Source organism: Streptomyces katrae (assembly GCF_002028425.1).
Lineage (GTDB): Bacteria > Actinomycetota > Actinomycetes > Streptomycetales > Streptomycetaceae > Streptomyces > Streptomyces katrae_A.
This window is the reverse complement of the sequence record NZ_CP020042.1, coordinates 7,076,719-7,100,648: the sequence shown is the minus strand read 5'-3', so window position 1 is coordinate 7,100,648 and position 23,930 is coordinate 7,076,719. Positions and strand designations below refer to the sequence as shown.

The 23,930-nt window shown below is 74.5% G+C and carries 21 protein-coding genes and 1 pseudogene; 10 read left to right on the top strand and 12 right to left on the bottom strand.

Features of this window, described 5'->3' with window-relative positions; genetic code table 11:
- Positions 1–74 precede the first annotated feature (74 nt).
- Positions 75–653, bottom strand: coding sequence for a serine O-acetyltransferase EpsC (epsC, locus tag B4U46_RS32185; protein ID WP_185117220.1), 579 nt, complete (start codon positions 651–653; stop codon positions 75–77).
- 393 nt (positions 654–1,046) lie between these two features.
- Between epsC and B4U46_RS32180 the strand changes: the two genes are divergently transcribed.
- Complete coding sequence (locus B4U46_RS32180) at positions 1,047–2,237, top strand: MFS transporter (protein ID WP_079431117.1); 1,191 nt, start codon at positions 1,047–1,049, stop codon at positions 2,235–2,237.
- A gap of 15 nt (positions 2,238–2,252) precedes the next feature.
- Here B4U46_RS32180 and B4U46_RS32175 read toward each other — a convergent pair whose 3' ends face one another.
- The 5 genes from B4U46_RS32175 to B4U46_RS32160 form a co-directional block, all read right to left on the bottom strand.
- Positions 2,253–3,113, bottom strand: a complete 861-nt coding sequence (locus B4U46_RS32175; RefSeq protein WP_269467134.1) for an amino acid ABC transporter ATP-binding protein — start codon at positions 3,111–3,113, stop codon at positions 2,253–2,255.
- 13 nt (positions 3,114–3,126) lie between these two features.
- On the bottom strand, positions 3,127–3,927 hold the full coding sequence (locus B4U46_RS32170) for an amino acid ABC transporter permease (RefSeq protein WP_079431115.1): 801 nt from the start codon (positions 3,925–3,927) through the stop codon (positions 3,127–3,129).
- On the bottom strand, positions 3,924–4,694 hold the full coding sequence (locus tag B4U46_RS32165) for an ABC transporter substrate-binding protein (RefSeq protein WP_079432135.1): 771 nt from the start codon (positions 4,692–4,694) through the stop codon (positions 3,924–3,926). Before B4U46_RS32165 ends, B4U46_RS32170 begins: the two co-directional genes overlap by 4 nt.
- A gap of 256 nt (positions 4,695–4,950) precedes the next feature.
- A complete protein-coding gene (locus B4U46_RS37680; RefSeq protein ID WP_159036679.1) occupies positions 4,951–5,118 on the bottom strand; it encodes a hypothetical protein in 168 nt (55 codons plus the stop codon).
- Positions 5,119–5,508: 390 nt separating this feature from the next.
- Positions 5,509–6,174, bottom strand: a complete 666-nt coding sequence (locus tag B4U46_RS32160; protein ID WP_079431114.1) for a DUF4360 domain-containing protein — start codon at positions 6,172–6,174, stop codon at positions 5,509–5,511.
- Positions 6,175–6,433: 259 nt separating this feature from the next.
- Between B4U46_RS32160 and B4U46_RS32155 the strand changes: the two genes are divergently transcribed.
- Positions 6,434–7,378, top strand: coding sequence for a nucleoside hydrolase (locus B4U46_RS32155; protein ID WP_079431113.1), 945 nt, complete (start codon positions 6,434–6,436; stop codon positions 7,376–7,378).
- 14 nt (positions 7,379–7,392) lie between these two features.
- Here the strand turns inward: B4U46_RS32155 and B4U46_RS32150 are convergent, their stop codons facing one another.
- Positions 7,393–8,214, bottom strand: a complete 822-nt coding sequence (locus tag B4U46_RS32150; RefSeq protein ID WP_237293399.1) for a helix-turn-helix transcriptional regulator — start codon at positions 8,212–8,214, stop codon at positions 7,393–7,395.
- A 141-nt stretch (positions 8,215–8,355) separates the two neighbouring features.
- Between B4U46_RS32150 and B4U46_RS32145 the strand changes: the two genes are divergently transcribed.
- On the top strand, positions 8,356–9,771 hold the full coding sequence (locus B4U46_RS32145) for an MFS transporter (protein WP_079432134.1): 1,416 nt from the start codon (positions 8,356–8,358) through the stop codon (positions 9,769–9,771).
- 210 nt (positions 9,772–9,981) lie between these two features.
- Here B4U46_RS32145 and B4U46_RS32140 read toward each other — a convergent pair.
- The 5 genes and pseudogenes from B4U46_RS32140 to B4U46_RS32115 all read right to left on the bottom strand — a co-directional run.
- Positions 9,982–10,749 (bottom strand): annotated as a pseudogene (locus tag B4U46_RS32140) (IclR family transcriptional regulator); the annotation flags it as partial.
- A gap of 857 nt (positions 10,750–11,606) precedes the next feature.
- Positions 11,607–12,185, bottom strand: coding sequence for an RNA polymerase sigma factor (locus B4U46_RS32135; protein ID WP_079431111.1), 579 nt, complete (start codon positions 12,183–12,185; stop codon positions 11,607–11,609).
- Positions 12,186–12,598: 413 nt separating this feature from the next.
- Positions 12,599–13,231, bottom strand: a complete 633-nt coding sequence (locus B4U46_RS32130; protein WP_079432132.1) for an NADPH-dependent FMN reductase — start codon at positions 13,229–13,231, stop codon at positions 12,599–12,601.
- Positions 13,232–13,510: 279 nt separating this feature from the next.
- Positions 13,511–14,476: a hypothetical protein gene (locus tag B4U46_RS39940; protein ID WP_100862192.1), complete on the bottom strand. Its 966-nt coding sequence runs from the start codon at positions 14,474–14,476 to the stop codon at positions 13,511–13,513.
- Positions 14,477–14,818: 342 nt separating this feature from the next.
- Entirely contained in the window at positions 14,819–15,391 is a 573-nt protein-coding gene (locus B4U46_RS32115; protein ID WP_079431108.1) for an HPP family protein, read from the bottom strand.
- Between the two features lie 72 nt (positions 15,392–15,463).
- Here B4U46_RS32115 and B4U46_RS32110 point away from each other — a divergent pair, with 72 nt between their 5' ends.
- From B4U46_RS32110 to B4U46_RS32080, 7 genes are all read left to right on the top strand, one after another.
- A complete protein-coding gene (locus tag B4U46_RS32110) occupies positions 15,464–16,096 on the top strand; it encodes a CGNR zinc finger domain-containing protein (protein WP_079431107.1) in 633 nt (210 codons plus the stop codon).
- A 272-nt stretch (positions 16,097–16,368) separates the two neighbouring features.
- On the top strand, positions 16,369–17,028 hold the full coding sequence (locus B4U46_RS40715; RefSeq protein WP_420543169.1) for a cupin domain-containing protein: 660 nt from the start codon (positions 16,369–16,371) through the stop codon (positions 17,026–17,028).
- Entirely contained in the window at positions 16,962–17,360 is a 399-nt protein-coding gene (locus B4U46_RS32100; protein WP_237293396.1) for a cobalamin B12-binding domain-containing protein, read from the top strand. The genes B4U46_RS40715 and B4U46_RS32100 overlap by 67 nt, the downstream gene beginning before the upstream one ends.
- Complete coding sequence (locus B4U46_RS32095) at positions 17,357–18,670, top strand: methylaspartate mutase (protein ID WP_398907888.1); 1,314 nt, start codon at positions 17,357–17,359, stop codon at positions 18,668–18,670. Before B4U46_RS32100 ends, B4U46_RS32095 begins: the two co-directional genes overlap by 4 nt.
- A 57-nt stretch (positions 18,671–18,727) precedes the next feature.
- Positions 18,728–20,737, top strand: a complete 2,010-nt coding sequence (locus B4U46_RS40120) for an FAD/NAD(P)-binding protein (RefSeq protein ID WP_079431106.1) — start codon at positions 18,728–18,730, stop codon at positions 20,735–20,737.
- Between the two features lie 39 nt (positions 20,738–20,776).
- Positions 20,777–22,612 carry an AMP-binding protein gene (locus B4U46_RS32085; RefSeq protein ID WP_079431105.1) on the top strand — a complete coding sequence of 612 codons (1,836 nt, stop codon included), beginning with the start codon at positions 20,777–20,779 and terminating at the stop codon, positions 22,610–22,612.
- Between the two features lie 196 nt (positions 22,613–22,808).
- On the top strand, positions 22,809–23,915 hold the full coding sequence (locus B4U46_RS32080) for a mechanosensitive ion channel family protein (RefSeq protein WP_079431104.1): 1,107 nt from the start codon (positions 22,809–22,811) through the stop codon (positions 23,913–23,915).
- The last annotated feature ends 15 nt before the right edge of the window (positions 23,916–23,930 follow it).

Genomic DNA, 23,930 nt, shown 5'->3' with positions numbered 1-23,930 from the left:
GTACGGTCCGCCCGTACGCCGACGCAGTTCGTGGGGGGCAGTGCGAGGCGGGGAAGGGGAACGGCGGCCGGGGCCTACCAGGAGCCGGCGGAGGCCGTCACCGCGTACAGGTCCTCCATGGGCTGCGGCTGCTCGCCGACCGCCTTGATCACGGCGGTGGCGGCCAGGACGCGGGCCCCCGGGGGGACGTCCTTGTTGACGAGGGCCTGGGCCCCGATGACGGCGTGCTCGCCGATGGTGACGGGGCCGAGGACCGTGGCGTTCGTGCCGAGCACGACGTGGTGGCCCACCACGGGGTGGCGGCGTTCACCCACGGGCCGCTTGTTGTCGCTCCACCAGCCGACCGCTCCCAGGGTGACCTGGTGATAGATCGTCACGTCGTCCCCGACCACCGCGGTCTCGCCGATCACGACGGCCGCGCCGTGGTCGATGAACACGCGCCGGCCGAGGACGGCGCCGGGGTGGATCTCCACCGAGGTCTTGCGGCGCGCCTGCCAGGCGATGAGCCGGGCGGTCATGCGCATGCCACGCCGGTGCAGGCGGTGGGCCACGCGGTGCGCCCACAGGGCCGGCAGGGCGGCGTGCAGCAGGGCCTCGCGGCGGTTGCGCATGGAGGGGTCCTGGGCGACGACGACGTCCAGGTCCTCCTTCATGATCCGGAGCAGCCCGGGCTCCCGGGCGGTGGTGTTCAGCGGGGCCCGTCGGGTACTCCCCGACTTCGGAACGGTCTTCACCAGGGCAACTCCTTTGTTTCTCGGCCTCCCGGCCGGCAGGCTCCGCGCACGCGGGGGACGGGTGGGCCCCGCAGGACCGCCGCATCCGGGTCGGAGCGGCGGTGGAATGCGCATGCCTCCGGCCCGCGTCCGTGCCGATACGGTGCCAGCGCCGGCCGCAGCCCCGCTGGACCACGGCTCGCACCGCACCGGAGGACCGCTGGAGGACCGCCCGGGAACACCTGCGCGAGCGCCCCGCACGCGGTCCGGGCCGCCCGGCGCGGTCGCGCGCCTGACCGGCGCGGGGTGGCGGGTGGGGTTACCGTCGGCGGCATGGACGGTGATCGCCGGGGATGGCGGCAGTGTGTGCTCGGCGGGGCGGTGTTTGCGGTGTGCATGACCGGCACCACGCTGCCCACCCCGCTCTACGGCCTGTACCAGGAGAAGTTCTCCTTCTCCGAGCTCACGGTGACGGTCGTCTACGCGGTGTACGCCTTCGCGGTCATCGGTGTCCTGCTGCTGGCCGGCAACGCCTCGGACTCGGTGGGCCGGCGGCCGGTGCTGCTGACGGGGCTGGGCTGTGCGGCGGGGAGCGCCGTCTGTTTCCTGGCCGCCTCCGGACTGCCCTGGCTGTACGCGGGCCGGCTGCTGTCGGGCCTGTCCGCCGGGCTGTTCACCGGCGCCGCCACGGCGTACGTCCTGGAGCTGGCCCCGGAAGGGGGCAGGGGCGGGGCCACGTTCGTGGCCACGGCCGCCAACATGGGCGGCCTCGGCTGCGGTCCGCTGCTCGCCGGGGTGCTCGCGCAGTACGCTCCCTGGCCGCTGTACCTGCCGTTCGCCGTGCACTTCGCCCTGGTGGCCGGGGCGGCCGCCGTGGTGCTGGGGTTGCCGGAGACCGTGCGGGAGCGGGGCCCCCTGGCTGCCGTGCGGCCCCAGCGGCCGGGGCTGCCCGCGCAGGTGCGGCCGGTGTTCGGGCCGGCGGCGATCGCCTCGTTCGTGGGCTTCGCCCTGTTCGGGGTGTTCACCTCGGTGAGCCCGGCGTTCCTCTCCGCATCGCTCGGGGTGCACGACCACGCCGTGGGCGGACTGGTCGTCGCGCTGGCCTTCTTCTGCTCCACCGCCGGGCAGCTGGCCGCCGGGCGGTTCGGGGTGCGGCGTTCGCTGCCGCTGGGCTGCGCGGGCCTGCTGGGCGGGCTGGCACTGCTGGCGGGGGCCCTGCGGTGGGAGCTGCTGGTGCTGGTGGTGCTGAGCGCGCTGGTCGGCGGCTGCGGGCAGGGGCTGGCGTTCCGCGGGGCGCTGTCGGCGGTGGCCGGGGCCTCGCCGGAGCACCGGCGGGCCGCGGTGATCTCGACACTGTTCGTGGTGGCGTACTTCGGCATCTCGGTGCCGGTGATCGGTGTGGGGCTGCTGGTGGGTCCGGTCGGGCTGGAGGGCGCGGGGCTGGTGTTCATCGCCTGCATGGCCGTCCTGGTCGCGGCCGCGGGCGCCTACCTGCTGTGGCGGCCGGTGCGGACGGAGAGCTGAGCGGCCGGGGCCGGGTCAGCCGCCCGCCCGCGGGCCGCCTTCCCCGCCGGCCGTCCCCCGGCCGCCGTCCTCGTGCCCGCCCGGGGCCGGGGCGGCGGCCGGATCCAGGACGCGGTTGAGGAAGTCACGGGTACGTTCCTGGGCCGGCCGGGTCACCACCTGCTCCGCGGGCCCCTGTTCGACGATGACACCGCCGTCCATGAACACCACCCGGTCGGCGACCTCGCGGGCGAAGCTCATCTCGTGGGTGACGACCATCATCGTCATCCCCTCCCCCGCCAGGACCCGCATCACCGACAGCACCTCGCCGACGAGTTCGGGGTCCAGGGCCGAGGTGGGCTCGTCGAAGAGCATCACCTCCGGTCCCATCGACAGGGCGCGGGCGATCGCCACGCGCTGCTGCTGCCCGCCGGACAGCTGGGCCGGGTAGGCGTCCGCCTTCTCCGCGAGGCCCACGCGTTCCAGGTTCTCGCGGGCGACGGCGGCGGCCTTCTCCTTGTCCCGGCCCAGGACCCGGCGTTGCGGGAGGGTGAGGTTGCCGGTGACGCTCACGTGCGGGAACAGGTTGAACTGCTGGAAGACCATGCCGATGCGGCGGCGCGCGGCGTCGATGTCGACGTCGGGGTCGGTGAGTTCCGTGCCGCCGACGAAGACCTGGCCCCGGCTCGGTTCCTCCAGCAGGTTGACGCAGCGCAGCAGGGTGGACTTGCCCGAGCCGGAGGGCCCGATGACGCACACGACCTCGCCGCGCGCGACGTCGAGGTCGATGCCGCGCAGCACGTGGTTGTCGCCGAAGGACTTGTGCAGTCCCCGGATCTCGATCTCCGCGCGCTCCGCGCCCATGGTGTTCCCCGCCGTTCCCGTGGTCCGTGGCATGGTGTCCTCCTCCTCACGTGGCCCGGTCCGCGCGGGCCTCCAGGCGGCGCACCACGAAGCTCAGCGGTACGGTCACCAGGAGGTAGCACAGGCCCGCGACCAGGATCGGGGTGGAGTTGGCGGTCTCGCTGGCGAGGTCCCGGCCGAACTTGGTCAGCTCCCGTTCCTCCAGGGTGACCCCCAGGAACAGCACCAGCGAGGAGTCCTTGAACAGCAGGACGAGCTCGTTGGTGAGCGGGGGGATGACGATCCGGAAGGCCTGCGGGATGATCACGGACACCATGGCGCGGCCGTAGGAGAAGCCGAGCGAGCGGGCCGCCTCCATCTGGCCCTTGGGCACGGCCTGGATGCCGGCGCGGATCGTCTCCGCCATGTAGGCGGCGGCGACCAGGCCGAGGCCCAGCGCGACCTTCCCGTACGTCCCTCCGGGGATCGCGGTGCCGGGGAACGCCAGGGGCACGGCGACCCCGACGAAGATGAAGATCAGCAGGGCGGGCAGGCCGCGGAACAGCTCGATGTAGACGCTCGCGACCCAGCGGTAGGGGGCCACCGACGACAGCCGCATCATGGCGATGACCAGCCCGAGCACCAGGCCGAAGGCGAACCCGGAGAAGGTGTACACCACCGTGTTGCGCAGGGCGGTGGTGATGATCTGCGGGAAGAGCCGCGCCACCAGGTCCTTCTGCGCGAACTGGTTCTGCAGCCGGTCCCAGTCGGCCAGCACGCCCACCAGGACCAGCACCGCCACGAAGACCGCGTACTGGACGCCCTGCCAGACGCGGCGCCGCTGGCGCCGGGTCAGCCGAGAGGTCACGACGCTGCCTGGGGCAGCGGGCCGATCCACTGCTCGTAGATCTTCTTGTAGGTGCCGTCGGCCTTGGCCGCGGTGATGGCCATGTCGATGGCGGCGAGGAGGGCGGAGTTGCCCTTCTTCACGGAGAAGCCGTACTTCTCCCCGGTCTCGATGTTCTGTCCGAGGACGAACGCGGAGGCGTTCGCCTTGTCCTTGAGCCAGCCCTGCACGACCGGGTAGTCGATGACGACCGCGTCGACCTGGCCGGTGCGCAGACCGTTGAGGACCGCGTCCGAGCTCTCGAACGCGACGGGGTTGAACCCCTGGCTCTTGGCGTAGCTCTCGCCGGTGGTCTCGGCCTGGGCGCCGAGCTTGGCGGACTTGGCCTTGACGTCGGCGAGGGAGGTGATGCCGCTCTTCTTGGTCGCCAGCAGGGCCTGGGTGGCGTCGAAGTAGGGGACGGAGAAGTCGACGTTCTTCTTGCGCTCGTCGGTGATGGTCATGCCGGCCGCGGCGAGGTCGCACTGGCCGGAGTTCAGGAAGGCGCCGGTCTTGAAGTTCTCGAACGGGGTGTCGAGGATCTTCTGTTCGACCTTGAGGTTCTGGGCGACGAGGTCGATGAGGGCCACGTCGAAGCCGACGACCTTGCCGTTCTGCTCGAACTGGAACGGGGGGTAGGGCAGATGGGTGCAGGTGGTGAGCTTGCCCTTCTGCACGACGGGGACTCCGCCCGCCGCCTCCCCGGGCCCGCTGTCGCCGGAGGAGGAGCAGCCCACGGCGAGGAACATGCCCGCCGCGGCGGCGGCGCAGGCCGTTGCCCGGAGGCCGGAGCGGCCGCGGGGGCCGCGGCGGGTGCTGTTGCGCTGACTGCGGTGTCCTTCGGCCGTGCGGAACACGGTTGACCTCCACGGGTGCAGGGCGGGCGGCGGTCGCGGGACGGGACCGTCCGATCGAGATCGTAAGCCCCTGTGGAGCGCGGCGGCGGGTGATTCGCGATGCGGCGGGTCCGGGGACGGGTCCGTGGCCCCGTCCCCGGACGCCGCGTCAGCGTGGGGGCCGGTGGGGGTTCGCGGCGGGCGCCGGGGCGGGCGAGCCGCCGGGGTCTCCGAGGGGCTCGGACTCCTCCAGGCCTTCCAGGCCGGGGAACCGGTAGGGGTCGAGTGCCCAGCGGGGCGTGCGGGATGACAGTGCGTACGTCGGTGTGGTGTCCATCGAACCTCCCGAATGTAGTTACTGACTGTGATGAGCTATTACTCTGTGCACTCGGTTGCGAGGCGGCTGCGACTCCCACCCGAACGCCCCCAATGACATTTCTTCACATGACGTACACACCGTCAGCCCAGGAGGACGCAGCCGGCTCGGCGTAGCGGAGCCGCAGGCCGGCGGGGGCGCTGCGGAGGCTGACTTGTCGGGGGCCGGTTCGCGGTCGACGCGGGCCCGGATCACCGCGGCCGGGCCTTCGACGCCAGGGCCCTGGCTCACAGCCGGGCGGCGGCCGGTCCGCTCAGGTCCCGGCCGCCGAGGGCGGCGAGACGGGCGGCCCCGCCGTGCTCGAGCAGGTTGAGGCAGCCCACCGCCTCCGCGCCCGCCGGGCGACCGGTGTCAGCGGCGCTGCGGGCAGGTCTTCCAGGTGAAGTGGTACTTGGTGTTGATGCTGCCGTCGGTGGAGTCCATGGTGAGGAAGCTGGTGGTCCTGGCCGGGTCGGAGGTGCCGGCCTGGGTGAGCAGTTCGGTGTTGATGTTCAGGTTCCGCTTCGCCCCGCAGGGGTGGAAGACCAGGGCTTCGACGGGGACGGTGTCGGAGACCTGCCAGCCGTTCTGGAGGGGGCCGCGCAGGGTGTGGCTGCGGCTGGCGGTCTGGGACATGCCCTGGAAGTAGTAGCTGGCCTTCTGGGTGGCGCTGGCGCCCTGCTGGAGGCTGGCGAAGCCGCGGTAGTCCGCCTGGGCGATGGCGAAGGTGTAGCCCTGCGGGACGTTGAGGCTGAGTCCGAGCTGGCAGTTCTTGCGGAAGTCGGTCGGCTTGGCTTCGGGGCCCACCTGGGCGAGGTATTCGCTGTACGTCACGGTGAAGGCCGTGTTGTCCGGGGCGACGGCCACGGTGGCGCTGCCGGGGCGGCAGCCCGAGCCGTTGACCTGGACCACGTCGATGGTGATCTGCTCCGGCGGTGCGAAGGACGCGTTGCCGCCGCTCGCGGCTCCCGCCGAGGGGGTGAGAGCGGCGGCGGCGAGCGCGGCGGCCGCGCCGGCGGTGAACACCGTTCTGAACATGTGGGGGTCCTTCCGATCGCTGCGATGCGTGATCGGCTCGAACCGTTCCACACTCCCCGGGCCCGGCCGGGCAGGCGCGGCAGGCACCACCCCGGGGACCGGGCCGCGGCCACCCGTCCGGGGGAAACCGCCCCGCCATCGGCCGCCGAAGCGCGGGTATGAGCCGACGAATGCGGCGTTTTGGCTCACAAGTGGCGGCCGTCGCGGCCGCGCGACGGCAGACTGGGCGGGTCGGCGCCCCCACCGGGAGGAACTGCCCGTGCCCGTACCGATCATCATCGACTGCGACCCCGGACACGACGACGCCCTGGCGATCATGCTGGCGGCGGCCGATCCCGCGGTCGACCTGCTCGCCATCACCACGGTCGCCGGGAACCAGACCCTGGAGAAGACCACCCTCAACGCCCGCCGGGTGTGCACCGTCGCCGGCATCACGGGCGTGCCGATCGCCGCCGGCTGCGCGCGGCCGCTGCTCCAGCCCCTCTCCGTCGCCGACGACGTGCACGGCGCGTCCGGGCTGGACGGGCCGCGGTTCCCGGAGCCCTCGGTGGACGTGGTGCCCGAGCACGCCGTGGAGCTGATCCACCGGATCCTGAGCGAGCACCCCGAGCCGGTGACGCTGGTCCCCACGGCACCGCTGACCAACATCGCGCTGCTGCTGACCCGCTACCCCGGATGTGCCGCCCGGATCCGCGAGATCGTGCTGATGGGGGGATCCACGGAGCGCGGCAACCGGACGCCCGCGGCCGAGTTCAACGTGTACACCGACCCGGAGGCCGCCGACATCGTCTTCCGCAGCGGGGTACCGGTGACCATGTGCGGCCTCAACGTCACCCACCAGGCCCTGGCCACCCCGGACGTCGTGGCCCGCTTCGCGTCGCTGGGGACGGAACTGGGCACGGTCTGCGCCGAGTTGCTGACCTTCTTCGCCTCCGCCTACAACCGGCTGTGGGGCATGCCCCACCCTCCGCTGCACGACCCCGTCGCGGTGGCCCGGGTCATCGACCCGGCGATCGTCACGTGCGTGGACGCGCACGTCGCGGTGGAGCTGCGGGGTACGCACACCCGCGGGGCCACCGTCGTGGACCCGCACGGCTACCTCGGCCGGCCGGCGAACGCGCGGGTCGCCGTCACCCTGGACCCCGAGGCGTTCTGGGACCGCATGGTCGGCGCCGTCGCCACCCTCGGCGCCCGCACCCCGTGAAGCGGCGCGGGCCGCTAGCCCGCGACCGGGTACATCAGTCCGCGGCGCCCCTCCGGCGAGGTCAGCCACTCCAGCTTCTCGGCGGTCTCCGTGCCCGGCAACGGGGTGTGCAGCACGATCGCCAGGTCGGGGCGGGCGGGCACGCGCAGCTGGGTCGACTCCACGTGCAGGGTGCCGACGACCGGGTGCTCCATCTGCTTGCGGAGCTGGCCGCCGGGCCGGATGTCCTGGCGCTCCCACAGCTCGGCGAACCGGGGGCTGAGTTCCCGCGCCTGTTCCAGGACCGCCTGGAAGCCCTCGTCCTCGGGGTGTTCGGAGCAGGCCGCCCGGAACTGGGCCACGACCTCCACCGCGAGCTCCTCCCACTGCGGGGAGCGGGACATGTAGACGGGGTCGGTGAAGAAGGCGATCAGGCAGTTCTGCACGATCTCCGGGCGCATGCCGAGGACCAGCGCGGCCGCGTCGTTGTACATCACGGTGTTCCAGTAGGTGTCCATGATGTGCGCGGGGAAGGGCATCCAGGCGTCGATGAGCCGCTGCAGGCCCTGACACATGTCCCGGTCCGCGGGGGCGACTTCGAGGGCGGGCGGGTTGAGCCCGGCGAGGACGTACAGGTGCCGGCGTTCGGCGCTGGTCAGTCGCAGGACGCGGCTCACCGCGTCGAGGACCTGCCCGGACACCGTGATGTCGCGGCCCTGTTCGAGCCACTGGTACCAGGAGACCCCGACCCCGGCGAGGACGGCGACCTCCTCGCGGCGCAGCCCCGGGGTGCGGCGGCGGGCTCCGCCGTCCGGGAGGCCCGCCTGCGCCGGGGAGATCCTGGCGCGCCGGCTCATCAGGAACTCGCGTAGTTCCGTACGGCGGTTGCGGTCGATCGGTGTGGCCACGGATTCCCCCTGTCCGGCTGCCTGGTGGTGCCACCAACAGGATAAGTTCCCACTCTTCACGAGCATTCCCGGGACACCAGGGTGGTGGTCATGACGACAGACACCCGGACCCCCGAGGTCACCGGGCCGCGTACGGCGGCCCCCGAGGAAGGCCGGCTCACCGGCCGGGCACGGCTGGTTCTCTTCGTGCTCTGCGCCGCCCAGTTCATGGTGGCGCTCGACTTCTCCGTCCTGAACGTGGCCCTGCCGGTGCTGGGCAAGGACCTGGACCTGAGTCCGTCCGCCCTCCAGTGGGCGGTGACCGCCTTCAGCCTGCCGTCCGGCGGGTTCCTGCTCCTCTTCAGCCGGATCGGCGACCTGTACGGCCGCAAGAAGCTGTTCCTGGCCGGGCTCCTGGTCTTCGGCGCGGCCTCGCTGCTGGCCACCCTCGCCTGGAACCCGGCTGCCTTCCTGACCGGGCGCGCCCTCCAGGGCCTGGGAGCGGCCGCCGTCGTGCCGGCTGGCATGTCGCTGCTGACCACGACGTTCCCCGAGGGCCCGCTGCGCGACCGGGCGCTCGGCATCTCCGGCACCCTGCTCTCCCTGGGCTTCACGGTCGGCATGGTCCTCGGCGGTGTCATGACCGACCTCCTCGGCTGGCGCTCGACCATGGGGCTGCTCGCGGTCGCCGCGCTCGTCGTCCTGGTCCTCGCCCCCGGGCTGCTGGCCGAGTCCCGCACCCCGGAGCGGCCGCGCCTGGACGTGCCGGGCGCCGTCGCGGTCACCGCGGGGCTGCTCGCGCTGATCTACGCCCTGTCGACGGCGGCCGACCGCGGGTTCGGCGGGCTGGACGTGCGGGCCGCCCTGGTGGCCGGGCTGGTGCTGCTGGCCGTGTTCGTGGTGGTGGAGTCGAAGGCCGCGGCTCCGCTGGTGTCGCTGCCGATGCTGCGGCGGCGGACGGTGGCCTGGGGCAACGTGGGCGGGCTGGTGACCTTCTCGATGATGTCGACGGTCATCTTCGTCCTGACCCTCTACCTCCAGGAGACGCTGGGGCTGTCCTCCTTCCTGACCGGTCTGGTCTTCGGGGTCCAGGGCATCGCGTCGGCGCTCGCCGGTTCGGTGGCCGCCCGGTTCATCGGGCGGTTCGGCGCCCGCCGCACCCTGGTGGGTTCGCTGGCCGGGCAGGGGCTGTTCACCGGGGCGCTGCTGGCGGTGGGTGCGGACTCGGGCGCGCTGGTGGCGACCGTGGCCGTGTCGCTGGCCAGCATGTGCCACCTGGGCGCGATCATCTCGTACGGGCTGACCGTGACGAGCGGGGTGCCGGACGGGGAGCAGGGGCTGGCCACGGGTCTGGTCACCACCACCCAGCAGGTGGGCCTCACGATCGGGATCCCGCTGCTGGGCGTGCTGGCCACGACGGGGACCTCGCTCTTCGACGGGGTGCGCACGGTCCTGGCGGTGGACGCGGCCCTGGTGGTGGGCGCGGCCCTGCTGGTGGCGGCCGGCCTCGGGCGGCGCAAGGCCTGAGCCGTACGAGCGGGGCCCGGTCCGGAGGAATCCGGCCCGGGCCCGCTCGGCTTTCCGCCCGCCGTCCGGCGGGGCGGAAGGCCCTCGCTAGTAGGTGGACGACAGGACGGTGGCCTCCAGGCCGGTGCGCCCGGAGGGTTCGGGACACTGCCAGAGCGCGGCACGGGGGTCGAACGCGGGCCGTGCCGGGGTGGGATGGGTGCTGCCCGCGACGATCAGGGCGAGTAAGACGGCGGCGGCCTCGCTCTGCAGGATCCGGGCGGCCTGCCTGAGCCGGGCCGGGTCGGGGACGGGGATGGACAGGGCCACACACTCGGCGTTCGGGCCGGCCTTGATCGGTACGGCCGCGCAGACCGTGCCCACCGCGTACTCCTGGAGGTCGAGCAGCGGGGTGTTGGGCCGGCGGGTGTCGAGCTGGTGGAAGAGGGCCTCCTGGCTGGTGACGGTGTGGGAGGTGAAGCGGGACATCTCGTGCCGGGCGAGGTGGTCCTTGCGCTCGTCGTAGTCGAGCTGGGTCAGCAGGGCCTTGCCGACGGCGGACGCGTGAGCGGCCTCGCGGAAGTCGACCCACTCGTGGACTGCGGGGGCGCTCGGACCGTCGGCGTACTGGGTGATGGAGACCTCGCCGTCGGTGTAGCGGGCCACGTAGACGGCCGCTCCGACGGCGTCGCGCACCCAGGCGAGGGTCTCGCGCAGGTGTCCCCGGCCCTCTCCGCCGGCCGCGTCCGCCAGCAGCAGGGCGTGGCCGGCGACGTAGGCGTCCGGTCCGGTGGGGGTGGCGAGGTTGGCCCGGACGAGCTGGTCCGTGGCCCGGGCGAGGGCCAGTTGGGGCAGTTTCGTCTCGCGGGCGATCTGGGTGAGGCTGACGCCGCCGGAGTAGCGGTTGACGACTTCCAGCACGCGCAGGGCCTGGTGGACGGAGGCCAGCGCGGCGGGGGCCGGCGGGCCTTCGGGGGTCTTGCGCGCGGCGTGCGTCAACTGCGGTTGTTTGAGGGCGTCCAGGGCCCAGGCGTTCGCCTCGTCCGTCAGGTGCACGGGGTTGAGGCGGGCGTGCCGGGCGACGGCCACGGCGACGGGTGGGCTCGGGGTGATGATGTCGCCCAGGTCTGGGTGCTCCTTGCGGGGGCGTGCCGCGACGGCCTGCCGCAGCCGCGCGGGCAGCCGGTACGGAGGGCGTTCGGCCCGGCCGGGGCCGGTGGTGAGGGTGGTGAGGTCCTGGGTGCTGATCGGCGGCGAGGTCCAGATGACCGAGGCACTGAGGATGTCCTCCAGGTTGTCCGGGACGGGGGGCAGCGGCGGCAGGTGCTCCTCCACGGGCAGGACGCGGGCCTGCTGCTTCCAGTGGCGGGCCGTGCGGACCTCGGCGCGGGACAGGTGGTGGAGGTAGAGGCACTGGGCGGCGGTCCGCGAGCCCGCTCCGGCGGCGTACTGGAACCAGAACTGCGCGGCCTCCAGCCGGTCGGTCAGGTGCAGCAGGCAGCCGAACAGCAGGGCCGAGTCCACGCCGTGGGGCCAGGAGCCGGTCTGCAGGGCGAGCTCGGCGAAGTCCCGGCTCTCGGCCAGGGACCAGGTCAGGTCGTCCAGGCAGCGTGCGGCCCGCACGTGGCAGGCGGCGTCGAGCACCAGGTCGTCCCAGGCGGTCGCGGCGGCCCGGGCCTGGTCGGCTCCGGAGGTGCCGATCGCCGAGCGGGCGCGGTCGGCGGCGATGCGGCGGGCGACGCGGCGCCGGGCGGCACCTTCGTCGTATCCGGCGTACTCCTCGGCGAGCACCGCCGCGCTCTCCAGGGCCGCGTCCAGTTCGCTCAGCGGCATGTCACGGTCAGCGGGCATGTCGCTCACAGGTCCTTCTCCTCTCCGGGGATCCAGTCCACCCCGAGCTTGCGGGACAGGGTTCGGCGTGCGCCGCGGATGTGCGACCGGACGGTCGCGGGGGAGATCCCCATCATCCGGGCGACCGTTTCGGAGTCGTTGCCCAGCAGGAAGGCCAGCAGCACCACGTCGTACTGCCGCTCGGACAGTTCGGCGATCGCCGCGTACAGGCCGAGCTTCGACTCCAGCAGTTCGAGCCGCTCCCTGGAGGAGCGGCGCAGTGCCGAGAACCATGCCGTTTCCACCATGGCGACCTGGCGGCCGAGGGCCGCCAGGCGCCGTTCCACGTGTTCGCGCAGCACCGCCCACGCGAAGCCGTGGAGGCTCGCTTCCTTCAGCGCCTGGCGCCACACCTTCAGCAGGAAGGTGAACACGTCGTCGACGACTTCCTCGGCGTCCTTGGCGTTGCCCAGTTGCAGGTGGGCGTAGCGGAGGTACGCGCGGTGCTGCTGGGAGTGGAAGGCGGTGAACTCCACCGGGAGCACTCCCGCCAGTTCGCTGGAGACCGTCTGGTCCCCCGATGGGTCGAACTCTCCTTCGCTCACGTGTTCCCCCGTCGTCGCTCGTCGCCGCCGGTGCGGGCGGTGGGCAGCCGCGGGTGCGCGGGCACCCCGGTCGAATCGTCCGAGAGGAGCCCTCTCGGGTCGTCTTGGACCGCGGTGGGGTCTATCAGCACGAGGGTGACGGTCTGGGCAGCGTTCACTTCTGCGTGGAACCTTCCGAGTGGCTTGTGAGTAGCGGGCCGCCTGCCCCCGTGTCCGGCAGCCGTGGAGCGACAAGCTCCCCCCATGACCACCCCATCGGAAAAGGCCCCCGATCGTGCAAGCCGGGGTTCGGAAATCTTCCGGAAGAGTCGCATCCGCCCCCGTGCGCGCCCCCCGCACAGCACCGCACGCCCCGCCTTCGGGCGAAGGCGGGGCGTGCGGTGACGGATGGGGGCGGGGGCGGCCGCGGCGGTTCAGTCCTGGGCGCGCGCGGTGACCGGTGCGTCGGTCCGGTCGCCGAGGAACTCGTACCAGCGGCGTTGCAGGCACAGGTAGCGGGTGTCGGCCTCGGCGAGGTCCAGGAAGGCGCCGACGGTCGAGGCCAGCCGCTCCCCCAGGCCCCGGTCGGCGAGGGCGCCGTCCTCGGTGAACTCCTGGTGGGCCGCGGCGAGGCTGAACATGTCGGGGTAGACCCGCGCGCCGAGGTGCTCCAGCGGGACGCGCAGCGCCCACAGGCCGCGGTTGCCGCCCACCATCGAGGGGGACGCGGAGACGAGCAGGACCTGCTTGTCCTTGAAGGGCTGCGGCCGGACGCGGGAGACCCAGTCGATGGCGTTCTTGACCGGGCCCGGGACGGAGGCGTTGTACTCGGGCGAGGAGATGACCACGGCCTGCGCGGCCTCGATCCGCTCGCGCAGGGCCAGCGCGCCCGCCGGCACGCCCCCCTCGGCCTCCACGTCCCCGTCGTACAGCGGCATCGGGAAGTCCCGGAGCTGTGCGGGCTCGGCGGTGGCCCCCGTGCGCTCGACCAGGGCGGCGACGAGGGCCGCGAGGCGGACGTTGACCGAGCCGGTGCGGGAGGACCCGGAGAGCACGAACACGTGCATGGAGGCGCGGGCGGCGAGGTGCCCGTCCTGCGGGCGGGCCGGATCCGCGGGGAAGTGGGCCTGGTCGTTCGAGGTCACGGCTGTCTCCCTTGCCGGTGCGCGCCCCCGGCGCCGGAGGCGGAGGTTCCCAGCGGACTGTACGGGCGGGCGGGCCGCCCCGGCCGGGTCCGCGCGCGGGTCCGGCCGTACGTCACCCGGCTGCCCGGCAGGGGCGTGCGCGTCGCCGGGCGCCGCCCGCTCCCCGGACCCCGCGGTCCGGGGAGCGGGCGGTTCAGGCGGCTACCACCAGATGACGACGTAGCCGTCGCCGCCGCCCTGGCCCGGGCCGCCGGGGCCGCGGCCCGCGGTGCCGCCGCCGCCGACGCCGCCGTTGCCGCCCGCGGCGGTGCGCGGGGGGAGGCCGACGATGCCGTCGGGGACGGCGGTGGCACCCGTGAGGCCGGGGCCGCCGTTGCCTCCGGGCAGGTTCACCCCGCCCGTGGAGCAGCTGCCGGTGCCTCCGGTGCCGGGCGTGCCGGGTGCGCCTGGGGCCGTGGGGGTGGCTCCGCCCCCGCCGCCGCCTCCTCCGCCGCCGTTGGCGGTGAGCAGCGTGGTGTTGGTCGCGGACGCCGTGACCGTGCTGGCGGTGCCGCTGGTGCCCGCCGTTCCGTCGACGCCCGTGTCCCCGGCTGCTCCCCCGCCGCCGCCGCTGCCCGCCGCGCCGACGTCGACCCCGTAGTCGGTCAGCGGGACGACCCTGAGGGCGCACCAGGTGAAGCCGCCCGCTCCCCCGCCGCCGCCGTCCCCGCCGCGGCCGCCCTCCGCGTTGGAGCCGCCCCCGCCACCGCCCCCGCCGCCCGCGCCCCAGGCCTGGACGAAGACGGAGGTGACGCCCGCCGGCGGGGTGAAGGTGTTGTCGGAGGTGAACTGGCGCAGTCCGTGCGCGACCGGGGACGGCTTCCTCTTCTGCGGGTGTTCGTCCTTGTCGTGCTCCCGCCCCGGGTCCTCGTCCCGGTCCGGTCCGGGGTCGCGGCGCTGGTCGCCCGCCGGGGGCCGCTGCTGGGCGGGGGGCTGCTGCTTCACGGGGGTCCGCTGCTTGGCGGGGGCGGCCGGGGCCGGGTCGGAGGGCTTGGGGCCGGCGGCGGACGCGGCCGGGGCCGTCGCGACCAGCGGGCCGGTCAGGGCCGCCGCGGCGGCGAGGGAGGCGAGCAGGACCCGGGTGCGTGCCCGGGACCGGCGGGTCTCCTTGTGCGCGTGGAGGTTCATGACCGCACATCCCACCGGCCCCCGCGGAGGCCGGTGGTCCGGCGGGGCCGGGGTGTGGGCCGGGCAGGTGAGGAGTTCGCCGGGCCGGAGCAACTGCGGCGTGCCGCCCGGGGCGCCGGCGGGAGTGCCAGGGCCTGTCGTCGAAGTCCCGTCGTCGCCCGGAGGGCGGCCCCGCGGCGTCTGGCGCGTGCTCTCGGTGCGCCGGGGGCACGGCCTCGTACTGGACGTACTCGGCCTTGCTCCCGGTGCGGCGAGAGCGCGTGCCTGGGGGCACCTCCCAGCGGTAGCTGGGGGAGCGTCGCGGGGCAGACGGGACTTTGACGACAGGCCCTGGCTCCCGGGTCACCACCAGTACGCGGGGTAGCGGACCGTCCCCCGGGCGGCGCGGGAGGCGGCGGCGCAGCCGACCAGCACGAGCAGGACGGTGGCCAGGGCCAGCGCGGCGAGGAAGGAGGGGGCCGCGGGACGGGTGAGCACGACGATGACGGCGGTGGCGGCGGCGGGCGAGTGGGGGGTGCGGGTCAGGGCCATCGCGCCGACGGCGGCGCCGCCCGCGACGGCGGCCGTCCACATCGAGCTCCCGCCCAGCGCCAGCGCGACGAAGCCGACCCCCGCCGAGACCAGCTGGCCTCCGACGACGTTGCGGGGCTGGGCCAGCGGGAGGGCCGGGGCGGCCATGACCAGGGCGGCGCTGGCGGCCAGGGGTGGTATCAGCAGCGGGTGGTGCAGGAGGCCCCCGAGGGCGACGAGGAGCAGCAGGCCGGCGATGCCGGCGCCGGTGGCCAGGGCCACCGTCCCGGCCGGCGGGCGCGCCGGCGCCCGGCCGGACAGCCGGGCCAGGCCCCGGCGGGGGCCGGGCGGCGCGGGGGTGGCCGGGGTGGTGCGGGGCTCGGTCGTCGCGGGCGGCGTGGGCATGGTGTTCCTCTCCGGGGAGTGCTAATGTCGAGAGTGAATGAATTCCATTAGTAACACGCCGGAGGCGGGGACATGACCGAGAGCGCGGAACGTCCTGCGGAGACCTCGGCAGTGGACGGGATGCCGCTGGTCGGGGAATCGCTCGCCCTGGACCTGGTCAACACCACCTTCATCAACGGCGGGCTCCGCGGGGTCCTCGTCGACGCCCTGGCCACCCCCGCCGACCTGGACCGGTGGCTCGCCAACCGGGCCGGGGACTTCAGCGCGCCGCTGCGCCCCCGGCTGTCCGAGCCCGCCACCCGCGCCCACTTCGAGCGTTTCCTGGAGCTGCGCCACGCGCTGCGCGAGGTGGCGGCGGCCCACACGGCCGGGCGGACCCCGCAGGAGGCCGACGTGCGCACCGTCAACCGGGCGGCCCGGCTCGCGGCCCGCTGGGACGAGCTCTCCACCGCAGCCCCGGCCGGCTCGGTGACCCGCTGGAACGAGCCCGATCCGCAGCTGGCCGCGCTCGGCGAGGTGGCGGCCGAAGGGGTGCGCCTCTTCGGCGGGGCCCCGGAGCGGCCGGTCCACGCCTGCCCCGCACCGGGCTGCATCCTCTACTTCCTCAAGACCCACGCCCGCCGCGAATGGTGCACGGCCACCTGCGGCAACCGGGTCCGCGTGGCCCGCCACAGCCGCCGCCACCGCGACCCGCAGGCGGGATGAGATCCGCGCCACAGGGTTCGTTCTTTCGGTGGATCCCCGGCCGCGGGGTCCTTGGGCATGCTCTTACTAACGCGTCGAACACGACACACTGATTAGGTGCAGGGCCTGGCATCCAGCCACCCGCACGCATCCTCCCCTGGCGACGGGCACCCCCGCGCAGGTCCCCCACGGCCCTGCGCGGGGCTCCCCGCCCGTCCCCGTTCCCCCGGGAGGACCCGGCACCGCCACGCCCGTGGACCTCCACCACCCCTTTTTCCCCGAAAGGCACCGCCATGTCCGGAATCGAGTACATCGCCAACGCGTTCCGCAGCGGATTCGACATGCAGGACCTCGACTGGACCGCCTGGTCCGAGCCCGGCCGTGCGGGCGTCGAGCACCACGTGCTCTGGGCCCCCGACCCGGCCGGCGGCGAGGACAGCGTCGGCCTGCTCCTGCGCTTCCCGCCCGGCGCCCACGGCGACTTCCACGAGCACCTCGGCCACGAACTCATGCTCGTCCTCGACGGGCGCCTCGACCACAGCGACGGCATTTCCTACGGCAAGGGCGACCTGGTCGTCGAGGGCCCCGGCACCCGGCACCAGATGTCCAGCGAGACCGGCTGCACGGTCCTCGCCGTCCGCACCCGCCCCGCCGCGCCCCGCACCCCGCACCCCGCACCCCGCGCCAGGCCGAACTCCTGCGCACCCCGGCCGCCGCCTGACCCCCCGGCCGCCGCCGCCCGACAGATCGAGAGAAGCCCATGTCCCGGACCCTTCCCATGGCCCCGGCCCCCTCCCCCGCCCACACCCCCTCCCGCGCCCGGCGCCGGATCCTCGTCTCCAGCGTCTCCTCGGACTCCCACACCTGGAACCTCGTCTTCCTCCAGCTGCTGCTGGAGGAGATGGGCCACGAGGTGTTCAACGCCGGCGCCTGCGTCCCCGATGAGCTCGTGATCTCCGAATGCCGCCGACTGCGCCCTGACGCGCTGGTCATCAGCACGGTCAACGGCCACGGCGCCCTCGACGGCCGCCGCCTGATCACCCGGCTGCGCCGCGAGCCCGACCTGCGCGACCTCCAGGTCGTGATCGGCGGGAAGCTCGGGGTGCGCGGCGCCGAAGCGGGCAGCCACGCCCCCGCGTTGACGGCCGCCGGCTTCGACGCCGTCTTCGAGGACGCGGCCGGCACCGAGGAGTTCCGGCGCTACCTCGGCGAGGCCGCTCCCGTACGGGCGCTCGCCGCGGCGCCCGGCCGGCGCCCGGCTGCTGCTGTTGCGGGTGCCCGGTGAACGCCCCCGCCGTGCGGCTGTCCGCCTTCGCCTCCGCCGTCAACACCGCAGCCCACGAGGGCGAGTTGGTGGTGCAGCCCCGGATGGGCTTCCCCACCGTGCCCGGCATGCGCGGTGGCCTCCTCGCCGTGCGCGGGGCCCGGGCCCGCAGCGTCGGCACCGTCACGCTCGACAGCTACACCCGGGTCGGCGACCACGCCTCCGCCCGCAAGGCCCTCGACACCGGCGCCGACCTCAACGGCTTCCCCCTGGTCGCCCACGGGGCCGCCGCCACCCGGGACATGCTCGCCCCCGTCCTCGGCGGCGCCCCGGCCGGGCATCCCTTCGCCGTCCAGGTCCGGCACGGGTCCGCGAACCCGTTCGGCATCGTGGAAACCCTCCTCGACGCCGGTCTGGACGCCACCGAGGGCGGGCCCGTCTCGTACTGCCTGCCGTACAGCCGTACACCGCTGGCGGAGGCCGTGGACGCGTGGGCCAGGAGCTGTGAGCTGCTGGCCGAACGCTCCGGCGGAGCCGCGCACATGGAGAGCTTCGGCGGCTGCCTGCTGGGTCAGCTGTGCCCGCCGGGGCTGCTGGTGGCGATGGCGGTCCTGGAGGGGATCTTCTTCCGCGAACACGGGCTGCGCAGCATCTCGCTGAGCTACGCCCAGCAGACCCATCCGGACCAGGACGCCGAGGCGCTCGCCGCGCTGCGCCTGCTGGCGGGCGAGTACCTGGCGGACACGGACTGGCACGTCGTCCTGTACACCTACATGGGCGTCTTCCCCCGCACGACGGCGGGCGCTCTGGCGCTGCTGCGGTCCAGCGCGGTACTGGCCGCGCGGACCGGCACGGAGCGGCTGATCGTCAAGACGCCGGCGGAGGCCCACCGCATCCCGACGGTCGAGGACAACGTCCGAGCCCTCGAGGAGGCCGCCGCGCAGGCGGCGCGGGCCCGCGGCGCGGTCCACCGGCCCGTCGAACACGGCGAGTTCGGTGTTCTCGCCGAGGCCCGCGCCCTGGTTGAGTCGGTCCTGGAGCTCGGCTCCGGGACGGGCCCCGCCCTCGTGGAGGCCTTCCGCCGGGGCTATCTGGACGTCCCGTACTGCCTGCACGCCGACAACGCGGGCCGCTCCCGGGGCTTCATCGACGCGCGCGGCAGCCTCCAGTGGCGCAGCGCCGGCGCGATGCCGGTGCGCGCGGCGGGCCGGGCCGCGGGTCCGCTGCGCGCCGAGGACCTGATCGGCATGCTCTCGCACGTCCAGCAGGGCTTCGACCGGGCCGCCGTCGAGCCCGCTCCCGGGCCGCGGGCCGTGCCGCCGGCCGCCTGAAGCCCGCCCCGCCCCCACCTCTCTCCCCTCCCCTTCCCCTCCCCCCAAGGAACACCCATGTCCGCCATGTCCCTCTCCACCACCCCCGCCGCCGCCCGTCCGCACACCCTGGCCGTCGTCGGCACCGGTCCGCGCGGCCTCGCCGTCCTCGAGCGGCTCGCCGTCCGCCTCATGGACCGCGCCGAACGCGCCGCCGCGCACGGCACCCGCCCCCGGCCCGTACGGATCTACGCCATCGACGCGGTCGAGGTCGGGTCGGGCCGGATCTGGCGCACCGACCAGGACGACTGGTTCACCATGAACACCGTGATCAGCCAGGTCACCCTCTACTCCGGCCGCCCCGACGGCGGCCCGGCGCGGCCCGGGGCCGGCCCCTCGCTCGGCGAGTGGATCGAGGCCCGCGCCCTGCCGGGCGAGGAGGTCCCCGGCCCGGACGACTACGCGCCCCGCGTGGTCTACGGCCGGTACATGCAGGACGTCTACCGGACGATCGCCGAACACCTGCCGCCGTTCGCGGAGCTCGTCCCGGTGAGGGCCCGCGTCACCGCGCTCACCCCCGGACCGGACGGCGGCCGGCTGCTCACCCTGGACGGTGCCCCGCACGTCCTGCGCGCCGACGGCGTGGTGCTCGCGACCGGCCACCCGCACAACGAACCCGACGCCTTCGAACGGGACATGCTGGCCTTCGCGGACCGCCACCCGGGCCTGCGCTACCTGTGCGGGGACTCCGCCGCCGACCTGGACCTCGGCGAGGAGGCGATACCGCCGGGCACCGCCGTGGGCATCCGGGGGCTGGGCCTGTCCTTCTACGACGTGATGCTGAGCCTGACCGTCGGGCGCGGCGGCGCCTTCGAGCCCGACGGCCGGGGCGGGCTGCGCTACCTGCCCTCCGGCCGTGAGCCGCGGATCGTGGCGGGCTCGCGCAGCGGGCTGCCCATTCCGGCCCGGGGCCGCAACGAGAAACCCGCCGACCACACGCACCGGCCGCTCTTCCTCACCCCGGCCGCCCTGGCCGCGGCCCGTACCCGCCGCGCGGCCGCCACGGGCGACGACCGGCTGGACTTCAACCGGGACGTGCTGCCGCTGCTGCTCCAGGAGGTGCACCACGTCTACTGGACGGCGCGGGTACGGGCCCGTTCGGGGGCGGCGGCGGCCGCGCGGTTCGCCGGCCGCCACGCGGCAGCCCTGCACGCCGGCCGCGACCCGCGTCCCGTCCTGGCGGAGGCCGGGCTCGCGGGGCTGGCGCCGCTGGACCTCAACGCGCTGGCCCGGCCCTTCGACGGGGAGCGGTTCGAGGGGCCGGAGGCCTTCCGCGAGCGGCTGCTCCAGGTCGTGGAGGCCGACCTCGCCGAGGCCGCGCTGGGCAATGCGAGCGGCCCGCTCAAGGCGGCGCTGGACGTCCTGCGGGACGTCCGGGGCGTGCTGCGCCAGGCCGTCGACCACGGCGGGCTGCTGCCCCGGTCGCATGCCGAGGACTTCCACGGCCGGTTCCTTCCGGTCAACTCCCTGCTCTCGGCGGGTCCGCCCGCGAGCCGGGTGCGCCAGCTCGCCGCCCTGGTCCGGCGGGGGATCGTGGAGATCGCCGGTCCGGCGACGGAGTTCGCCGGGGACGAGCGGAGCGGGCGGTTCACCGTCTCCTCTCCCTCCGTCCCGGGCTCGGCGCGGGAGGTGGACGTGCTCGTGGACGCCCGGATCCCCTCGCCGGCGCTGCACCGCGACACCGCGCCGCTCACCCGGCAGCTGCTCGCGGAGGGCCTGATCCGCGCGTACGAGACCACCGGCCCGGACGGCCTGCGGTACCCCACCGGGGGTCTCGACGTCACCCCGGACTCCTTCCACGTGGTGGACGCGGTGGGCGATCCGCTGCCCGGAGTGCTGGCGCTGGGCATCCCCACCGAGCACACCCGCTGGTTCACCCAGGTCGGCAGCGGCCGGCCCGGCGTGGACACCCTCTTCCACCGGGACGCCGACACCGTGGCGCGCGGACTGCTGGACGTCCCGTCACCGGCCCCGTCCGCGTACCCGGCCGCGTCCCCGGCCGGCCCCGCAACCGCCGCCGCCCGCTGAGCACCCCTTCCTCCCCTTCGAAAGACGACGGACCACGCCATGTCCCAGAACACCCCCGTCACCTCCCCCACCGAGGCCTTCCGGGCCGCCCGGGACCTGCTCCTGGCCCACGGCGACGACCTCGACGCCGCCCACCGGGCGTTCCGCTGGCCCCGCCCGGCCGCCTTCAACTGGGCCCTCGACTGGTTCGACGCCGTGGCCGCCCGCCGCGACGGCCCCGCACTGCGCCTGGCCCGCGCCGGAGACCCCGCCGGCGACGTGACCGTCACCTGGCGCGCGCTCTCCCGCCGTTCCGCGCAGGTCGCCAACTGGCTGCGCGGCCAGGGCCTGCGGCGCGGGGATCCGGTCATGCTGCTGCTCGACAACCGGGCGCCCGTGTGGGAGACCATGCTGGCCGCGATCAAACTCGGCGCGGTGCTGATCCCCACCTACACCACGGCCACCCCCGCCGAGCTGGCCGACCGGGCCGACCGGGGCGGCGTGCGGTTCGTCGTGGCCGAGGCCGCGCTCGCCGGGCGGTTCGGGCCGGGGCCGCACCCCTGGCGCGGGGTGGCCGTCGGCGGTCCGCCGCCGCCGGGCTGGTCCTCGTACGAGGAGTCCCGCACGGCCCCGCAGGAGTTCGTCCCGGACGGCCCGACGGGCGCGGACGACCCGCTCTTCCGGTACTTCACCTCGGGCACCACCTCCGCGCCGAAGATGGTGGAGCACACCCACACCAGCTACCCGGTGGGGCACCTGTCCGGGATGTACTGGAACGGGGTGCGCCCGGGGGACGTGCACCTGAACGTCTCGGCGCCGGGCTGGGCCAAGCACTCCTGGAGTTCGTTCTTCGTCCCGTGGAACGCGGAGGCGACGGTGCTCGCCCTGGACTCCGCCACGGCCGCCGACGCCGGGGACGTGCTGGAGGTGCTGCGCACCCGCGGGGTGACGACGTTCTGCGCCCCGCCCACCACCTGGCGGGCGATGGTCGCGGCGGGGCTCGGGCCGCGTCCGGCGGGGCTGCGGGAGGCCGTGGCGGCGGGCGAGCCGCTGGAGGCCGCGCTGGCGCGGGCGGTGCGCGAGGCCTGGGGCGTCGACGTCCGGGACGGGTTCGGGCAGACCGAGACCACCGGCCTGATCGGCAGTCCCCCGGGCCGTCCGCCGGTGCCCGGCAGCATGGGGCGGGCCCTGCTGCCCGGCTACCGGCTGGCCGTCGTCGACCCGGGGACGGGGCGGGAGGTGCCCGACGGGGAGAGCGGGGAGCTGTGCGTGGACCTCGCGGAGCGGCCGGCGGGGCTGATGCGGGGATACGCCGACGACCCCCGCAAGACCGCCAGGGCCTTCGCCGGGGGCTACTACCACACCGGCGACCTGGTGGTACGGGCGCCGGACGGCTCGTTCACGTACGTGGCGCGGGCGGACGACATGTTCAAGTCCTTCGACCACCGGATCTCCCCGCTGGAGCTGGAGCGGGTCCTGCTGCGCCATCCGGCGGTGGCGGACGCGGCGGTGGTGCCGGTGCCGGATCCGGTGGGGCTGTGGGCGGCCAAGGCCTACCTGACCCTCGTACCGGGGCGGGCGGGGGGCGCGGAGGCGGCGCGCGGGGTGTTCGCCCTGGTGCGGCGGGAGCTGCCGGAGGAGAAGTGGGTGCGGGTGGTGGAGTTCGCCGACGGCCTGCCGCGCACCCGGTCGGGGAAGGTGCGCCGGGCTGCGCTGAAGGGGCGGGCTCCGGGGATGGAGTTCCGTATGGAAACCCACGCCGGTGCCGACGCCTTCACCGACGCCGGGGCGGGCACCGGCCCGGGCACCGACGCCGGGGCGGGCGCCGACGCCGGGGCGGGCACCGGCCTGGGCAGCGGCGCCGACGCCGGGGCGGGCTCCGCGGCCGCCCGCTGAGCGGGGGCCGGGGCCGGGCGGGCGGCGGCTCCCCCGGCCCCGCTGCGGGGTCCGCGGGGGGATGCGGCAGGATGACAGTCCGTTCGGAATGCGCACGTCCGCTCGAACGGGCCCCCGCACAACGCGACCTGACAGGTGACATGGTGACGACACGACACATACGGCGGCCGGACCTCGCGCGAGCGGAGGCCCTGCGTTGACCCGGGACCTCGTGCTGCACGACTGGGTGGTGGCCGCGATCGCCCTGGCCTCGGGCGGGGCGGCGGGGCTGCTGCTGCGGGCCCTGCTGAAGTGGCTGGCCAAGCACGCGGAGCGGACCAAGTGGACCGGCGACGACGTCATCGTCGACGCGCTGCGCACCCTCGCCCCCTGGGCGGCCGTCATCGCGGGAGCGGCGGTGGCCGCCACCGCGCTGCCGCTCACGGCGCGCGTCGGGAGCCTGGTCAGCCAGTCGCTGACGGCCCTGCTCATCATCTTCGCCACGTTCACGGCGGCCCGGGTGGTCGCGGGGCTCGTCCAGTCCGTGGCGCAGTCGCGGACCGGGGTCGCCGCGTCCGCCACCATCTTCGTCAACATCACCCGCATCGTGGTCCTCACGATGGGCGTCCTGGTCGCGCTGGAGACCGTCGGGGTGTCCATCGCGCCGCTGGTCACCGCCCTGGGCGTCGGCGGTCTGGCGGTCGCGCTGGCCCTCCAGGACACCCTCGCCAACCTCTTCGCCGGCGTGCACATCCTCGCCTCGAAGACCGTGCAGCCGGGGGACTACATCCGGCTCAGCAGCGGGGAGGAGGGCTACGTCGTCGACATCAACTGGCGCAACAGCGTGGTGCGCAACCTGTCGAACAACCTGGTCATCATCCCCAACGGCCGTCTCGCGCGGACCAACATGACCAACTTCACCCAGCCCGAGCAGAAGCTCTCGCTCCTGGTCCAGGCGGGGGTCGGCTACGAGAGCGACCTGGAGCACGTGGAGCGGGTGACCCTGGAGGTGGTGGACAGCGTGATGGCCGACATCACGGGCGGGGTCCCCGACCACGAGGGGAAGGTCCGCTTCCACACCTTCGGGGACTCCCGGATCAACTTCACGGTGATCCTGGGCGTCGGCGAGTTCAGCGACCAGTACCGGATCAAGCACGAGTTCATCAAGCGCCTGCACCAGCGCTACCGGGAGGAGGGCATCTCCATCCCCGCCCCCACGCGCACGGTCTCCTTCCGCCCGGAGGAGGACCCCGGTCCCGGCGCGTTCCGCGCGGCCCCGGTACCGCACCAGCGCGAGGGTTCCTCCGCCGCCCGGACGGCGTAATCTGGGGGAAAGGTG

Bases quoted from the DNA above. Each gene is read 5' to 3' on its own strand.
- B4U46_RS40120 (WP_079431106.1), top strand. From the start codon at position 18,728: ATGTCCGCCATGTCCCTCTCCACCACCCCCGCCGCCGCCCGTCCGCAC.
- B4U46_RS32145 (WP_079432134.1), top strand. From the start codon at position 8,356: ATGACGACAGACACCCGGACCCCCGAGGTCACCGGGCCGCGTACGGCG.
- B4U46_RS32110 (WP_079431107.1), top strand. From the start codon at position 15,464: ATGACCGAGAGCGCGGAACGTCCTGCGGAGACCTCGGCAGTGGACGGG.
- B4U46_RS32165 (WP_079432135.1), bottom strand. From the start codon at position 4,694: ATGTTCCTCGCCGTGGGCTGCTCCTCCTCCGGCGACAGCGGGCCCGGG.
- B4U46_RS32160 (WP_079431114.1), bottom strand. From the start codon at position 6,174: ATGTTCAGAACGGTGTTCACCGCCGGCGCGGCCGCCGCGCTCGCCGCC.
- B4U46_RS40715 (WP_420543169.1), top strand. From the start codon at position 16,369: ATGTCCGGAATCGAGTACATCGCCAACGCGTTCCGCAGCGGATTCGAC.
- B4U46_RS32085 (WP_079431105.1), top strand. From the start codon at position 20,777: ATGTCCCAGAACACCCCCGTCACCTCCCCCACCGAGGCCTTCCGGGCC.
- B4U46_RS32130 (WP_079432132.1), bottom strand. From the start codon at position 13,231: ATGCACGTGTTCGTGCTCTCCGGGTCCTCCCGCACCGGCTCGGTCAAC.
- B4U46_RS32150 (WP_237293399.1), bottom strand. From the start codon at position 8,214: ATGAGCCGGCGCGCCAGGATCTCCCCGGCGCAGGCGGGCCTCCCGGAC.
- B4U46_RS37680 (WP_159036679.1), bottom strand. From the start codon at position 5,118: ATGGACACCACACCGACGTACGCACTGTCATCCCGCACGCCCCGCTGG.
- B4U46_RS32180 (WP_079431117.1), top strand. From the start codon at position 1,047: ATGGACGGTGATCGCCGGGGATGGCGGCAGTGTGTGCTCGGCGGGGCG.
- epsC (WP_185117220.1), bottom strand. From the start codon at position 653: ATGAAGGAGGACCTGGACGTCGTCGTCGCCCAGGACCCCTCCATGCGC.
- B4U46_RS39940 (WP_100862192.1), bottom strand. From the start codon at position 14,476: ATGAACCTCCACGCGCACAAGGAGACCCGCCGGTCCCGGGCACGCACC.
- B4U46_RS32175 (WP_269467134.1), bottom strand. From the start codon at position 3,113: ATGCCACGGACCACGGGAACGGCGGGGAACACCATGGGCGCGGAGCGC.
- B4U46_RS32115 (WP_079431108.1), bottom strand. From the start codon at position 15,391: ATGCCCACGCCGCCCGCGACGACCGAGCCCCGCACCACCCCGGCCACC.